Here is a 15,608-nt window from a genome sequence, read left to right as displayed (position 1 = left end):
TCAATGACAACCTATACTGCTATACATCTGAAAAATCGTCCTGAAGACGGCAAAATTGGTGAACATTTATTTGAGGTAAAAGAAAAGACGGTTCCTGAACCTGAAGACAATCAAATATTGGTCAAACAAACTTACATGTCACTGGATCCTGCAATGCTCGGTTGGATGACCGCGGACGAGGAAAGTTATATTCCGCCCGTTGAGCTTGGTGATGTCATGCGCTCAAGTGGCGTAGGCACCGTGGTCAGTTCCCGGCATCCTGACTTTAGTGAGGGTGATAAAGTGATGGGGATGATGGGATGGCAGGAATACGTCGTCAGCGATGGCAAAGGCCTGAACAAACTGCAGAAAGGCATTGATGAGGAGACCGCATTGTGTGTGTTCGGTCTGCCCGGCCTTACCGCCACACAAGGTTTATTAAACATTGGTAAACCTGAAAAAGGTGAGACACTCATTGTAACCGGCGCGGCCGGCTCTGTGGGCTCAATCGTTGGTCAGATAGCCAAAGCTGATGGACTGCGGGTTATTGGTGTAGTGGGCAGTGATGAGAAAGCGGACTGGATCACACAAGAGCTTGGGTTTGATGGCGCTATCAATTATAAGACGGATGATCTGCAGGCCAGACTCGAGGAGCTGGCGCCAGACAGAATCGATGTATTTTTCGAAAATACCGGCGGCCCGATACAGTCCCTGATTGTCAATTACATGAATGCCCATGCACGTGTCGTGGTTTGCGGCATGATATCAGACTATCAGGCTGATACTCCGTCGCCAGGTCCGAACTGGTTACCACTGATTAAAAAACGCATAAAAATTCAGGGGTTTGCGATGCCTGACCATCTGGATAACAGCGCGCAACTTGTTAAGCAGCTTACGCCCTATGTACAACAAGGCAAGATTAAATATCGTTCGCACATTATTGAGGGGTTAACCAGTGCAATGGAAGGTTTAAACCTGCTGTTTGAAGGTAAGAATAAAGGCAAACTGATGGTTAAGCTCTAACTCACCAGGCTGTTTCTTCAGGCAAGGTGGTGATGTAGTGCGACCCCTTTGCCTGTGTTTTAACCTTATAGAGTGCCTGATCAGCATGATGAATCAGTGAAGTCAGATCTTCACCAATGCAATTTTCACAAAACGCCACACCCACCGAGCAGGTCATGACCGGGTGGGCAGCATCGGGGGCATGCATCATCGCATGATGCTGCCATAACGCGCTGAACTCCTCGCATTTTTGTCTGATATCTGCTTCACTCATACCGCTTAACGCGACCATAAACTCTTCCCCACCGTAGCGACCGATAACATCACACTGACGCCTGAAAATCTGCCGGAGAATATCTGCCTGTAAGCAGATGGCATGGTCGCCTTTTTGGTGCCCGAAATAATCGTTAAACTTTTTAAAATCATCTAAGTCCAGTAACAGGACTGAGAATGACAGCTTCTGTCGCGCTGACAGAGCCAGTAACGATTCGCTGGATTGCATCAGTGCACGCCGGTTATTCAGATTGGTTAACGGGTCGAGAGTACTTAGTTTTTTTAACTCACTATTAATGCTACGCATTCGTTGCAACGTTCTGTCTATACGATATCTGGCATACACACAAATAAACAGGCCTCCTGCCACAAAGGCGGCAGAGATGGGCCCACGCTCTTGATAAATAGCATTTGAATAGAGTAAAAATAAAAAGCCGCTCAAAATGAAAATGCAGCAGAAAAAGGTGTATTTATACGGAATGCGCAGCGCAAACACACAAAAGAAAGCGTAAAGAATCGTCCCTTCATACGGAAATGCGAATTGAAACTGTGTCCAGCAGCGGTGAATTAACGCAAAGTTGGTGAAGCTCAGCCACAGCAACAGTAATGAAAATAGTAGCTTGAGGTAAGGTTCGACCGGCTTTTGAAAAACACCGGCAACCACCAGTGCCACTACGGGCAACTGATAAAGCAGCCGGTTTTCAAGGTAGATACCATACAGTAATGGCGGTAGCAGCGACATATCAGCCAACATAAAGACGCCGATGATAACCGGCCCAAGAATGACGGCCCGGCGTAGTCTTGCGTGTTCAAGCTCTGGGTTATCCGTCATAGCACGCTGTACCACCCGAATCAGACCATATTCTAAAAGCGTAGTCGCTTACTTTATTTTTGGTACACTTCTGGTCGCTTTTTCATCGACGCCCCCATCGCGCATGACGTTACAGGGAATAGCGCAAGCTTAGCACAACGCCTTCTGAGCCGGGATTTTTTTCGCCTAATCCACCATTGGAGATATGGCCGATTTCTATCTCTGTCGCCCACTGCGCCGAGAGCTGGTAACGCGCACTCAGCGCAGAATAAAATTCGACGTTGTCACCCAGCGCCTCCGGCGAGTCAACCAGCCCGGCGTGAAAGGCCAGCGCAGTTGAAAAGGCGCCTTGCTGATAAAACGTTTTATGTAATCCTGCCGCAAAATAATGCTGGCCTTCATCTGCCCAAATTACCAAGACACTGGGCTGGATACTGTAAAGCGATGATAGCGGGGGCAATATATAAGCACCATGTAGGGCATTTCTGTCAGCGCCATCCATAATGTTCCAGATTGCTCCGCCAAGCTTCATTTCGCCCCATGGACGGGCTTCTGCTTGCTGAATACCAGAGGCCAGAAAAAAGCCAACAAGAATAGACATATAAGAAAAGAATCGCATTTAAAACTCCTGAGAAAATAAGGCGCTTTTATACGGCAACAGACTCAAAAAGGAATGTGATATTTTCTTATAAGATTTTCAAATTATTTATTAAACTCAGGTGGTTACCATATGGTAACCACCCTGGCGCGAGCCTTAAGTTTTATCTGCAATGCATGTTTTTTATGTAGGGCTATTGGCTCAAAAGAATTCTGAGCATTCTGCGTAGTGGCTCAGCCGCGCCCCACAATAATTGATCGCCCACCGTAAATGCGGAGATATACTGCTCACCCATATTAAGCTTACGCAGGCGCCCTACCGGAATCGACAACGTGCCGGTCACTTTGGCCGGTGTCAATTGCTCCATCGACGCTTCTTTTGTGTTGGGTACGACTCTCACCCACTCATTATGCTGGGAAATGATCGTTTCAATTTCTTCCAATGGCAGGTTTTGTTTTAACTTTATTGTCAGCGCCTGACTATGAGAACGCATAGCCCCTACCCTTACACAAATGCCATCAATGGGTACCGGCGCCGACTGACTACCCAGTATTTTGTTTGCCTCAGACTGCGCCTTATATTCCTCACGACTTTGCCCGCTATCAAGCTGAGCATCAATATAAGGAATCAGGCTTCCTGCCAGAGGCACACCAAATTGCTGCTTCGGGTATTCATCGCTGTTTATAAATGAGGTGACTTCGCGATCAATATCTAAAATGGCTGACGCAGGCGCGGATAATTTATCTTTTACATGGGCATGCACAGCGCCCATTTGTGTCAAAAGTTCACGCATATGCTGCGCGCCAGAGCCTGACGCTGCCTGGTAGGTCATGGGTGAGACCCACTCGATCAAATCCTTTTCAAACAAACCGCCCAGTGCCAACAGCATAAGTGAAACCGTACAATTGCCACCTACAAATGTCTTCAGCCCCTTCGACAGGCCCTTGTCAATTTCAGATCGGTTGACCGGGTCAAGTACAATTACTGCGCTGTCATCCATACGCAGCGCTGAGGCAGCATCAATCCAAAATCCCTGCCAGCCGGCATCGCGCAATGCGTGATAAACAGATTTTGTATAATCACCGCCCTGACAGGTGATTATAATGTCCTGTGCACCAAGCGCTTCAATGTCATGCGCATCCTGCAGCGTTGTTGGTTCATAACCGGCAAATTGCGGTCCGGGTTCGCCGGCCTGCGAGGTGGAAAAAAATGTCGGCGTGATAAGGTCAAAATCTTTTTCCTGTGTCATTCTTTCCATCAACACAGAGCCCACCATACCTCGCCAGCCGACCAGCCCGACTTTTGCCTTACCCATATCTCTTCCCCATCTTTCTTATTCAGTTCATTAGTGTTTCATCTGAGTCTATTGATAAAAAAAACCGAGTGCTACGCTAATGTTTATTCAAATTTGCTATGAACTATTCCCATCTGATTAATTCAACGGCAGGTAACTCCCCACTAACAAACTAATCGTTTCTGTGGAGCTGGCCGTTTCAACAACCAGATACTCATTAATGATACAGCAGACATGCTGTCAGGAGCAGACGTTTGAAGGACTATATTCTCGCTATCGACCAGGGCACTACCAGTTCACGGGCGCTAATCTTTGCCCCCGACGGACAGGTAAAATCAATGGCACAGCAAGAGTTTAAACAGTTTTACCCTCACGATGGATGGGTAGAGCACGATCCCCAGCAGTTGTGGCAAAGTGTTGTGGATACCATGCGAGAAGCAATCGACAACGCCAATATCAGTGTTGAAAGCATCGCTACCATCGGTATTACAAACCAGCGGGAAACTACCATCGTATGGGATAAGCAAACCGGTGAGCCTGTTTATCCTGCCATTGTCTGGCAGGATCGTCGCACAGCCGCTTACTGTCAGACGCATCAGGATGACCGGGCACTGACCAATTACATCTCGCAAACCACAGGTTTATTACTGGACCCTTATTTCTCTGCGACAAAAATCGCCTGGATCCTGGACAATGTCGAAGATGCAAGGGCGCGCGCCAACAATGGTGAGCTGCTGTTTGGCACTGTCGATACCTATCTCATCTGGCGTCTGACCAACGGAGCCTCGCACGTGACCGATGCAACCAATGCATCGCGTACGATGCTGTTTGATATTAATAAACAGCAATGGGATGAACGCCTGTTAGAGATATTTAACATACCTGCCTCAATGCTCCCTGAAGTGCAGGATTGTGCATCTGAATTTGGAAAAACTGAAGCGTCAGTGTTAGGGAGGTCAGTACCTATTCAAGGGGTGGCCGGCGACCAGCAGGCCGCATTAATCGGACAGGCATGTTTTGAAAAGGGCATGGCAAAAAGCACTTACGGCACGGGATGCTTCATGATTTTGAATACCGGTGATGCGCCGATGATATCGACTAATCGACTGCTCACGACGGTGGGATACCGGATAAACGGAAAAGTCACCTATGCCCTGGAAGGCAGTATCTTTATGGCCGGAGCCACAGTGCAGTGGCTGAGGGACGGACTTAAGCTTATCAGTGATGCCGCCGAGTCCGAGACGCTGGCGGAAAAATCCCGCAAGGATAATGGCGTGTTTCTGGTACCGGCCTTCACCGGCCTGGGTGCGCCGTACTGGGATCCGGATGCGCGCGGGGCCATCTTAGGGTTAACCAGAGATACCGGGATCAGTGAAATTGTCGCCGCCGGATTACAGTCTGTCTGTTATCAGACCAAAGACTTACAAAAAGCGATGGAAAATGATGGCGCCCGGCCTGTGGCCCTGCGCGTGGATGGCGGGATGGCAGAAAACGACTGGGTAATGGCTTTTCTGGCCGATATCCTGGGTGCAGAAGTGCAGCGACCGCAAATCACTGAAACCACCGCCGTGGGAGCTGCCTTTCTGGCCGGGTTGCAGGCCGGAATCTACAAAAGCCTGCATACTCTTTCAGAGTGCTGGCAATGTGAGCACGTATTTGAACCCAGATTATCCAAGGAGGAACGTGACAGCGCATACAAGCGCTGGCAGGAGGCCGTCGCCAGAATCCGCTGTAATTAATGACCTGTGGTTATATGTCGTGTTTTTCTGTCCATTCGCGTAGCGGCTCAAGTACCTCAAGCGCGCTATGACCAAATTTGGTGAGTTCATAAGAAACCGCTATGGGCCGCTGGGCCAGAACCGTGCGCTTAACCAGATTGTTTTGTTCAAGCTCCTTAAGTCGCTGGTCGATCATCTTACGACTGGCGCCGCCTAATTGCCGACACAATTCATTAAATCGAACCGGACCATCCTTTAGATGATATATGACAGAACTCGTCCATTTTCCGCCAATCAGCCGCATTCCCCGCTCTATTGGGCACGTCTGATGATTTTCATTGAGTGCTGACTTGCGTCTGCGCTTAACAGGGTTGGCTTCGTTTTTCACGCACTTCTCCGACAGCAATGACAAGTTAGACAGACCTTTAAGTCTTCCTACATAAAAGCCTAGCCGCTTTTTGCGCGCTACAACATTGAACTTTCGTTGATAATGAATGACTAGCGACCGATTCAGGCGTCGCCTGGCTGGACATTTAAAGATGCAGGTCACGAGAGGTGAGTACACAAAAAAATACCGGGGCATGCCCCGGTATTATCATGATTACTTACAAATCAAAAGCTGGCGTTATATTGCACGCTCAGGATATGAGCATTGGCTGACTGACGACCTGTAATTGTGGAAGTAATACCCAACGCCTGTAAGCGGTCATTGGTTTTATCTACATTTGCTTCACGGCCATTAAGGTATGCATAGCCGAAATCAACGGTACTGGTGTCATTGAAAGCATAGCTGGCACCGGCAGTGATCCAGTGACGATCTGTATCAGGAATGCTCAGCGAACGATTCTCAGTTGTTACAGCACCATCATCGTATGCATAGCCCGCACGCAGTGTCCATACGTCATCCAGCTTGTATGTCACACCCAACGCACCACGCCAGGTATCGTCAAAGTTTTCTTCTTTTAGTAGCAGATCAGCGCCATTGTCTAGCGTTGCTTCTAGCTTCTCAAATGTACTCCAGTCAGTGAATACAAGGCTGGCCTGTACTGACCACTGATTAGTGAGTTCTTGATTTACTGCGATTTCAGTAATTGCTGCCAGATTAAGATCCAGCTGGCCACCCAGATTCAACTCAGGACGAAGATCAGAATTTACTTCACCGTCCAGCTCAAGCTCTGTCTCAGCACGATAAGATACACCGATATCGGTGGTCTGCGTTGGCTGCCAGAAAAGACCGACGTTCCAGCCGAAGCCCCAGTCATCACCTTCAAGACCGACGATAGTCGCATTACCAGGTACCGCGCCACCACTGATAGATTCAATCGCCTTTGGCGTGGCTGTTGAAATTTCTGCTTCAGCGTACGTGGTGCTGATACCTAAACCAAGACTAAGCTGGTCTGATACTTTGTAAGCTAAAGTTGGGTTAAGTGTGACTGACTTTACTTCTGCATCATTCGCAAAATGTAAACCGTTGTAGTCGTCACTGTAATCGGTACGCAAGCCGTAAGTGGTAAACGCGCCAATACCAAATGACAGCTTATCGGTGATAGGCCTGATGTAATAAGCAGCCGGAACAATCGCGGTATCTGCAATGTTTTGTTCACTTGCGCTCATTGGCGGTAAATCGACCGTGCCAGCTGGCGTAGTAACCTGTGTGTTAAGCTCACCTGAGATGTCGACATTCGGATCGATATAGCTCACCGCCGCACTGAACTGCTGTGTTTCAAATTGCGTAATTGCCGCAGCGTTAGTGGTCAGAATAGTGGCATTTTCAGGTGTTGCGGCCTGACCGGCGAAGGCACGCCCTAACCCGTTTGCACTGTGCTCGTTAACCTGAAAACCGGCCGCCAGTGCTGAAGAAGAAAAGCAGGAAACTGCCATACCAACACAAATAAAAATTTTGGAGTGTTTATGCATGTAAATCTCTTTTTTATTTCACAAAAATGATGGGCATAAGACATTTCTTGCACATATAAATGTCATAAACGCCTGATATGAGCCGAAGCTTACGGACAACTGATACGAGCTGCAATATCCTTTGGTCGCAATTGGCGGTTATTTGAACGAACAATTTAATAAATTTTTATTTAAGGGCAGTTAACATACATTTCATCAACATTTTTAACATTTTAGTAGCAACTTCCTGCAACTTACGACTTTCACCCTGCTCGCTACGGGTTAGTGCCAGATGACAGGAAGATAAACCATCTGACGACGTCGACCATCCATTGTCAGAAATGGCCCGCTCATACGGCTCAAGTATAAAAATTTATCAGCGATTGCCTGTCTTAGCGGCGGCGTAGCATTGATACTGGCAGCCACCTAAAACAGCACGCTGCCTGCACAATTTTACTGGGAAAGCCGTGTCTGGTGATCTGCCCGATACCGTGCTGCCAATTCGCTCGTGCCAATGCCACTTTGGCGCATCACTTTTATTTGCGTCGGTATCCGCTCTTTCATTGCCTCAATATGGCTAATAACGCCAATCATTTTGCCAGAGGCATTGAGGTTATCCAGTGCATCTAACGCGATGTCCAGGGTCTGCGCGTCCAGCGTCCCGAATCCTTCATCTAAAAACAGTGAGTCGATACTGGTTTTATGACTTACTAAATCAGATAAGGCCAGCGCGAGGCTTAAACTGACAAGAAAACTCTCGCCGCCAGAAAGGGTTCTGGTGTCACGTTGTTCATCCCCTTGCCAGGTGTCCAGCACGGACAAGCCGAGCCCGTCCCCTGTCAACCGAGTTAACTGATAACGCCCATGGAGCCGGCTTAGCTGCTGATTGGCCAGATAAACAAGGTTGTCCAGCGTCAGCCCCTGAGCAAACCTTCTGAACTTATCACCACTGGCAGAACCTATCAGTCCATGCAGATAACTGAGGTCGTCATAGCGATTTTGTTGCGCTGAAATCTTCTGCAATAACGCATGTTGTCTGTCGCGTTTATCATCATCGCTGGACAAGGCATGAGAGACTCTGCCTTTTTCTTCTGAAAGTTGATCTCTGGTTGCCTTTACTCCGGCAATGTCTTTCTCTACCTGTGCTTTTTCACGCTGTTGCCATTCACTGGCTTCAGGTTGCCCGTTGATATCAGCCAATGTCTGTGTAGCTGTCTCCATTACTGTTCTGGCGCGATTCAGCCGATCATCCTGCTGTGCTTTCATATGCGCCAGTCGCTGTTGAGTTTCTTTTTCCAGTAATGCGCTTAAAAACTGCTGTTCATCATCAAATGGGCTGGCATTTAACCCGTTCTGCCACAATTCTCCGGACTGCTGTACACCAGCATCAAGCTGCTGAGCTCGGGATGAAAGCAATGAAACGGTCGTGGTCAGTTCTGTCACCAGATTATCGGCACGCCGCCAGTCCGCCAGCGCGCTCTGGCGGGCTTCTTCAGCCTGCTGGCGTTGGTGCGCCCGGTATTCACGCTGATGCCTGACCGCTTTATCGCCAAATAATTCGTGTCGCCGGGTCATGGTGGTGGTATGAATACTTTCCAATTCGGTTATCTGACGCGCTAAGGCAGTACACTGCTCACCCACCTCTTCACCACGCTGACGAACTGCTCGAAGCTCACTGGTGACGGTAGTCAGATCAGCAGAAAGCTGCGATACCTGCTTAGTGATAGTCTCAAATTCCTGCAGATGTCTGGCCTGCTCATCCAGCCATTTGCCCAGCTTTTCAGTGCCTATTTCATACCCGGCCTCACTGATTTGCTGCTGCAAGGTATGTTCATTACTGCTTAACTGTTCCTGCAACTGCGTTATCGCGTCAGTCAGTTGTTGTTGTTGTTGTCTGGCATTGTGTACTGTATTTTCATCCCGGGTTCGCTGATCCTGGGCATGTTGCCACTGCGCTCTGGCTGACTCGGCTGCCCTTGATGTCTCGCTCACAGCCTTTTCTAACTTTTCGCGTTCGGCTAACAATACATTGCAGTGTTCAATATCGTTATTGAGCTGCTGCTCAATCGCCTGTAGATCACTCTTATCAGATGACGATGGTCGCAATTGCAAACGCTCTGAAGCCTGACGGAGTCGTTCACGATTGCTGTCAATTTGCGACAAGAGGCTTACAAGCTGCTCCCGATACTGCCCCGCTTTATGTTCAAGAGAATCGATTTGCTGGCGCACATGCTGCCCTTCATCCTCTGTTTTCTGTAACGCGGCTTTCGTTTCATCACGCCGGATAGTGGTCTGTGAGACATCCAACGCAGGCACCTCATCATGCACTACCGAACCACACAGAGGACAGGGCTCATTATGCTTCAGCGCTTGCCTGTAGCCTGCCAGTAGCTCTTCTTGTGACAGTAACTGCGTTAAATCATCAAGTTGTTGCCGCAACTGACGATAACGGGCGCTAAGCGATGCCCTTTGTTGTGTCAACGCGCTAAGGGCCGTCTCAGCCTCGGTCAGTGCGTTCTGCTGCTCCTTATGCTGTGAACTAAACGCATCAATTTGCTCCTGTGCATGGCGCGCCTCATGAAAATGCGGCCAGCGGCCGTTAAGCGCTGCAACTCGTTGTCGCAGGACCGTCTTCTCCTCGTGCTCACTCTCATGCCTGGTTAGCTTTTCCGTAGCTTGCTGGCTGTTACGTAACGCCTGCTGACGCACGCTATCAAGCTTTTGCGCCTGTTCAGCAGAACCATTGAGTTCGCTTTGCGCTGTCTCAATAGCGCGCAGCGCGTCTTTCGAGCGCTGCTCTAAATTCGCGACTTCCTGACTCATACTATCAAGCTGCTGCACCTGCAACTGCCACGCTGACATTGATTTTGAAAAGTGGGCAAGGTGGGCGTTTTTATCCAGATACTCGCTCGCCGAAGCATGTTTTTGTGACAAGGCTTGCGCACTTTTTTCCAGCTCACCGGCTTCACTATGAAGCTGGTCCCGCTTACTCTGCATCTGCACGAGTGACGCTCGTTTTTCATCTAATTGCTGCACAAGCGAAGATGCTTTCTCATCCAGAGGGATAATATGCTCGGTGATGAGCTGTTCTTCTTCTGCTGCGCTCTGCTGCACGTCAGAGAGCGCGCGTTGGCACTGTTCTAACGATTCGGCCTTTTGTTCACGCTGCGTTAGCGCCTGGGCCAGCGATTGCTCCCGCTGCGTTAATTCTTCTTTGTTGGATGCCTGTTCAGATTTTGCCTGATTATATTGCTGCCACCGCGTTCTGAGTTGCTCTGCCGGTTCGCTGCGCGCCAGTTGTTCACGTTCAGACTGATGCCGGGCGATATCTGACAACGCTTCGTCCACATCCTGTTGCGCTTTGCGACATTGGGCAGTGGCGTGATCACGATCCTGCCACCATCGTAAATGGCGGGACTTTGTGTCTAAGTCCTTGGTTAATTCAACCAGTTGTAAGGCAATATCTTGTTGCTTTTTCGTTAATGCCTGTTTTTCTTCCTCGTCAAGTAACTCAACACCTTCAGCGTGCGCTTTTAGCGCTCTTAGTTCGTTTTTTGCTTCACTGTGCTGTTCATGTACAGCACGGGAAATCTGACCGTAGATTTCTGTTCCGGTCAGCTCTTCAAGCAGCTCCGCGCGCTCAGCTTCCGTAGCATTTAAAAAAGCAGCGAAGTCGCCCTGTGACAGCATCATCGATTTTGTAAATCGTCCGAAATCCAGGCCCGTTAGCGCCTCCACCGCCTCGATTTTCTGGCGCACCTGTGAGGCTATCAGCTTGCCGCTTTGAACCTCTGCTAACTCAACATCGGCCTGCTGCAGATTGCCATCGGGTTTATTTCGGCCCCGGCGCATACTCCAGAATGCCCTGTAAGCAATACCCTTGACCTCAAACTCAACCTCCGCCAGACACTCTGCACTGCCGCGGGTCATAATTTCATTTGAGGAAACCGATATCGCGCCTAAACGCGGGGTCTGATGATAAAGCGCCAGACAAATAGCATCGAGCAAGGTTGTCTTACCGGCGCCCGTCGGGCCGGTAATGGCAAACAGGCCATTTGCTGTAAAGTCAGGGTGAGTGAAGTCAATTTTCCATTCACCCTTGAGCGAGTTGAGGTTTTTAAGACGAAGCGAGAGTATCTTCATGACGCCTCTCCCTCACTGATGAGGGAATGATAAATTGCATTGAACTGTTGCGAGATACGTGTCTTTCGAGCCTGTGCCTCGTCATCTTCATCAAAGCTTTCCAGTGCCAGTCGCCGTTCAAACACCTGTGTAGGTGTCAGTTCGCTCAGGGTTTCCTTGTTCACGGCATCGCTACTTTGCGCGCTGTTCTGTCTGGCACGACGTAACTGCAAAACTTCAGCATTCAAAGGCTCTGTGATAGCAACAATACGCTGTTGCAGGTCACTCAGGTACCCCTGCGACTGTACTTCAAGACTCAGCCAGACTGTCTGTTCGCTATGCGCATAGGCCGACAATTGCTGCTCCAGCGATTTAAGCGTGCCGCTGTGACTAGCCATCGGCTGAAAAACCGGCACCTCAACGGGCGATATCCGGGCAGCGTTGTCGTCATTATCAAAATCAACAATATTAACCTGCTTGGCATGTTTCAACTCATCAAAGCTCAGGGGGATGGGCGACCCGCTGTAGCGAATATGATCAGATTTAGCCACCTTCTGAGGCCGGTGAATGTGACCAAGTGCGATATAATCAGCCGGCGGAAATCCGTCGGCCGCAAAGCCTTCAAGGGTGCCGATGTAAATATCTCTGACACTGTCCGACTGGCTGACACCCAGTGCGGTCAGATGCCCGGTAGCGATAATCGGTACCGGCTTGCCCACAGCCTCACGCCTGGCAAGCGCAGCCTCATATACCGTCTGGTAATGGGCAGTAATTGCCTCGCCCAGTGCGCGACGTTTGTCATCGCCCGAGTCGCCTGCCTGACTGATAAGCACATCACGCGGCCGGATAAAGGGAATTGCACAAAGGATAGCGCCAACTTCGTCTTGCCTGTTATGCAGGCTGATCACCTGCTGCTCGGTAGGAATGCCCGTGCTGGCGATAACATGTGTATTGAGGCAGGACAATAATTGGCGTGATTCATTAAGCACAGATACAGAGTCGTGATTTCCTCCCAGCACCACCAGCTGACATTGCTGACGCTGCAAGTCCACCACAAACTGATTATACAATTGCCGGGCATAACTGGGGGGCGTGCCGGTATCGAAGATATCGCCTGCCACGATGATGGCATCAATACATTCTTTTTCCGTTAATGCCAGAAGCCAGTTCAGAAAAGCCTCGTGTTCGGACTTTCGTGTTTTAGTGAAAAATGTCTGTCCCAGATGCCAGTCAGACGTATGCAAAATTCTCAAACAACCACTCCTTGAATCTGGCCGACAGGGCGCACCTTGCAGAACAGTTAACACAAAACGAAGGGGCAATTTTATCGTAAAACGAAAGCCTTGCGTACCGGCTGACCGGCAAACTTTAACGATACTGCGAAAGGACATCTAAGACCAGGGTCGCATTGTTGCCCTCTCTCCAGGCTTCTAGACTGACCGGCGCATTAATAACAAGAGGTCGATATGTCCGACGAACGCACGACAACGTACACTGATTTAAGCAGACCCCGCGCAGACTTTGCCTCCCGCGCTGACTATCTGGAACATGAATTAAAGGTGATGTCGCCTCATCGCTGGCGGCCTAATCTGCCTGGCCGCGACTATCGTTTTGAATGGGAGGACTTAGTTCCGGGCATGGCTGCCACCATTGGAAAAATCGTAATGGTCGCAGCAATTGTAGGCGCATTTGCTGCCCCACTGGGACTTAGTTCAGCGTTTGTTATTGAGAATGTGCGCTTTGAGCTGATTATTGCAGCCGTATTATTTGTGATCCTGATATCCGGTTTTTTAAACCCTTCTGCGAATCTGGCCGGCACACATGGCCCCCTTATCCCACTGGTACCACTGATTGTTGCATCCGGTGGTCATCCAATGGCCCTGGGATTATTGGTCGGGTTATTCGGCTTCTTGCTGGGCGTGACAAAAGGCGGCAGCCTGCTAGCCCGGTTAACCAGCAATGGCGTTTGTGGCGGGCTGTTACTCTATCTTGGCTTTATTGGTATTTCAGGGCAGGTTGAAAAATTATTTACCTGGGCACAGGGATTCGATAAAGGCTACCTGGCATTTGTGGTGCTGATCGCAACCGTCATTATGTATGCCTGGCTGGAACACATTCAAAAGCGCTGGCTGGCAATTCCGCTGGGCGCCGGCGTCGCCGCGGTTATTGCTCTGGCGATGGGGGCGCCTTTTGAGTTTTCCACACAGCCCGGTGTACCCAATATGAATCCGGCTTACTGGTGGGGAGAAACCACCGGCTGGCAGTTAGGCTGGCCTGACTGGTCGCATTTTGTGGCGGTACTGCCTTTCGCTGTTCTGGCCGTGGCTATGTGGTCGCCTGACTTTCTGGGTCATCAGGTATTCCAGAAAATCAGTTACCCGAAAAAGACCGAACGTGTACAGATGAATATTGACGATACCATGATGGCCGCTTCCACGCGTCAGGCCGTTGGCAGCCTGCTTGGCGGAGGCAACATATCGTCATCCTGGGGAACGTACATCATCCCGGCATCTATCGCCCGTCGTCCTATCCCGGCCGGCGCCGTCGTGACAGGCGTACTGTGTATTATCGCAGCAGTCTGGGGCTACCCGATGGATCTTGCGGTCTGGCCGCCGGTGCTCAGTGTTGCGCTGATTGTGGGCGTATTTCTGCCCCTGATGGAAGCGGGCATGCAAATGACACGGGAAGGTAAAACCACGCAGTCCGCTGCACTTGTTGTCATCTCTTCTGTGATAGTCAATCCGGTATTTGGCTGGTCATTTGCCATGCTACTGGATAACGCCGGTCTTGTAGGCTGCAAAGACCGCGCGCAGGAGCTAGGCAAAGGGGGTCGATGGATCATCCCGGGCATTGCATTCATTGTGTTGTGCGCCGTCATGGCGATTATCGGCATGTTCCCGGGCATTCCTGCCTTACTGCCCGCTTTCAGATAACATGTTACTGCCTGTGCACGGCTGCGCACAGGCACCTTTCTACTACTTTTTTACTGTCGAAATTACTTACAAAAGCATCGCTCATCGTCTGCTGAAAAACGCTAAGCCCCACGAAAACATTAAAATTTTGTAATGGCCTGTTTCATGCTACCTCCGGTTGCAGATTGTATTGCGTATATAAGAAGTACCTTTCATACAAACAATGGACAATGCTATGAAATTATTTAATAAAAAAGTTGTAGGTGCAGTGTTAGCACTTTTACTTTCAGGTACAGCTCAGGCAGATATGATGTGGAGTGGCACCGGTAATTTTGGTACAGCCATGCCTAATGGCGATATCGGCGCCTCACCGGAAGGCGGGGAGTTTGGTTACGTTTCTACCTATCTGGGTGTTAATCAGACAGGATTGGATCTGGGTGAAGAAACAAATGGCTCTACTATTGTCTCTTCGGCATTTACTGTTGAAGCGGGTGACGAGCTAAGCTTTTTCTTCAACTATATAACTTCTGATGGTGACGAATTCTCAGACTATGCATGGGCACAATTGCTGGATGATACGGGTGAATTAGTCGCGACCTTATTTACCGCCCGTTCTACCCCTGACGGCAATACAGTACCCGGCTTTGGAATGCCCGAGCCTACAGCAACACTCATTCCATCAGAAGTGACCATCATTGACGGGGCCACCAGCTTTTCTGAGCTGGGAGGAGACAGTGGCAGGTGTTTCGACACAGGCTGTGGAAATACAGGATGGATCGAGTCGTTGTTTTCTATCGATGAGGCTGGTAGTTACATGCTATCTCTTGGTGTAACCAATTGGAGCGATAGTGAATATGCTTCGGCACTGCTGTTCGACAATATTGAGATAAACAACGAAGACATTACCCCTCCCCCTCCTTCAGCGTCTGTACCAGCACCCGCCTCTGCACTGCTTTTATTATCGGGACTTTTTGCTTTTGCGTTTAACCGCCGCCGTTAAACT

11 protein-coding genes are annotated in these 15,608 nt (G+C 49.6%); 4 read left to right on the top strand and 7 right to left on the bottom strand.

Annotated elements, in window-relative coordinates; all coding sequences use genetic code 11:
* Positions 1-3: 3 nt before the first annotated feature.
* Entirely contained in the window at positions 4-1,002 is a 999-nt protein-coding gene (locus tag HHX48_RS00385; RefSeq protein ID WP_191021669.1) for an NADP-dependent oxidoreductase, read from the top strand.
* A gap of 1 nt (position 1,003) precedes the next feature.
* Here HHX48_RS00385 and HHX48_RS00380 read toward each other — a convergent pair whose 3' ends face one another.
* The 3 genes from HHX48_RS00380 to asd all read right to left on the bottom strand — a co-directional run bounded on the left by HHX48_RS00380 (position 1,004) and on the right by asd (position 3,978).
* Positions 1,004-2,086, bottom strand: coding sequence for a GGDEF domain-containing protein (locus HHX48_RS00380; RefSeq protein WP_191021668.1), 1,083 nt, complete (start codon positions 2,084-2,086; stop codon positions 1,004-1,006).
* 109 nt (positions 2,087-2,195) lie between these two features.
* Complete coding sequence (locus HHX48_RS00375) at positions 2,196-2,684, bottom strand: acyloxyacyl hydrolase (protein WP_191021667.1); 489 nt, start codon at positions 2,682-2,684, stop codon at positions 2,196-2,198.
* 172 nt (positions 2,685-2,856) lie between these two features.
* Positions 2,857-3,978 carry an aspartate-semialdehyde dehydrogenase gene (gene asd / locus HHX48_RS00370; protein WP_191021666.1) on the bottom strand — a complete coding sequence of 374 codons (1,122 nt, stop codon included), beginning with the start codon at positions 3,976-3,978 and terminating at the stop codon, positions 2,857-2,859.
* Positions 3,979-4,211: 233 nt separating this feature from the next.
* On the opposite strand from asd, the gene glpK reads away from it, so the two are divergent.
* Positions 4,212-5,696 carry a glycerol kinase GlpK gene (glpK, locus tag HHX48_RS00365; protein ID WP_191021665.1) on the top strand — a complete coding sequence of 495 codons (1,485 nt, stop codon included), beginning with the start codon at positions 4,212-4,214 and terminating at the stop codon, positions 5,694-5,696.
* A 10-nt stretch (positions 5,697-5,706) separates the two neighbouring features.
* Here glpK and HHX48_RS00360 read toward each other — a convergent pair whose 3' ends face one another.
* The 4 genes from HHX48_RS00360 to sbcD form a co-directional block, all read right to left on the bottom strand.
* The gene (locus HHX48_RS00360; RefSeq protein ID WP_317983462.1) at positions 5,707-6,063 is read right to left on the bottom strand and encodes a winged helix-turn-helix transcriptional regulator; all 357 of its coding nucleotides are present in this window, start codon (positions 6,061-6,063) and stop codon (positions 5,707-5,709) included.
* Between the two features lie 224 nt (positions 6,064-6,287).
* Positions 6,288-7,592, bottom strand: coding sequence for an OmpP1/FadL family transporter (locus HHX48_RS00355; protein ID WP_191021663.1), 1,305 nt, complete (start codon positions 7,590-7,592; stop codon positions 6,288-6,290).
* A 432-nt stretch (positions 7,593-8,024) separates the two neighbouring features.
* Positions 8,025-11,714, bottom strand: a complete 3,690-nt coding sequence (locus tag HHX48_RS00350) for an AAA family ATPase (RefSeq protein WP_191021662.1) — start codon at positions 11,712-11,714, stop codon at positions 8,025-8,027.
* Positions 11,711-12,946 carry an exonuclease subunit SbcD gene (gene sbcD, locus HHX48_RS00345; protein ID WP_191021661.1) on the bottom strand — a complete coding sequence of 412 codons (1,236 nt, stop codon included), beginning with the start codon at positions 12,944-12,946 and terminating at the stop codon, positions 11,711-11,713. Before sbcD ends, HHX48_RS00350 begins: the two co-directional genes overlap by 4 nt.
* Positions 12,947-13,159: 213 nt before the next feature.
* Between sbcD and HHX48_RS00340 the strand changes: the two genes are divergently transcribed.
* Together HHX48_RS00340 and HHX48_RS00335 are read left to right on the top strand one after the other, a co-directional pair.
* Positions 13,160-14,626, top strand: a complete 1,467-nt coding sequence (locus HHX48_RS00340; protein ID WP_191021660.1) for a DUF3360 family protein — start codon at positions 13,160-13,162, stop codon at positions 14,624-14,626.
* Between the two features lie 214 nt (positions 14,627-14,840).
* The gene (locus HHX48_RS00335) at positions 14,841-15,605 is read left to right on the top strand and encodes an NF038132 family protein (protein WP_191021659.1); all 765 of its coding nucleotides are present in this window, start codon (positions 14,841-14,843) and stop codon (positions 15,603-15,605) included.
* Positions 15,606-15,608: the final 3 nt, after the last annotated feature.

Source organism: Salinimonas profundi, from assembly GCF_014750655.1.
GTDB classification, from domain to species: Bacteria; Pseudomonadota; Gammaproteobacteria; order Enterobacterales; family Alteromonadaceae; genus Alteromonas; species Alteromonas profundi_A.
This window is presented reverse-complemented; position numbering and strand designations above follow the sequence as displayed.

Coding starts and splice junctions, on each gene's coding strand:
- HHX48_RS00385 (WP_191021669.1), top strand. CDS start 4: ATGACAACCTATACTGCTATACATCTGAAAAATCGTCCTGAAGACGGC.
- HHX48_RS00380 (WP_191021668.1), bottom strand. CDS start 2,086: ATGACGGATAACCCAGAGCTTGAACACGCAAGACTACGCCGGGCCGTC.
- HHX48_RS00375 (WP_191021667.1), bottom strand. CDS start 2,684: ATGCGATTCTTTTCTTATATGTCTATTCTTGTTGGCTTTTTTCTGGCC.
- asd (WP_191021666.1), bottom strand. CDS start 3,978: ATGGGTAAGGCAAAAGTCGGGCTGGTCGGCTGGCGAGGTATGGTGGGC.
- HHX48_RS00355 (WP_191021663.1), bottom strand. CDS start 7,592: ATGCATAAACACTCCAAAATTTTTATTTGTGTTGGTATGGCAGTTTCC.
- HHX48_RS00350 (WP_191021662.1), bottom strand. CDS start 11,714: ATGAAGATACTCTCGCTTCGTCTTAAAAACCTCAACTCGCTCAAGGGT.
- HHX48_RS00340 (WP_191021660.1), top strand. CDS start 13,160: ATGTCCGACGAACGCACGACAACGTACACTGATTTAAGCAGACCCCGC.
- HHX48_RS00335 (WP_191021659.1), top strand. CDS start 14,841: ATGAAATTATTTAATAAAAAAGTTGTAGGTGCAGTGTTAGCACTTTTA.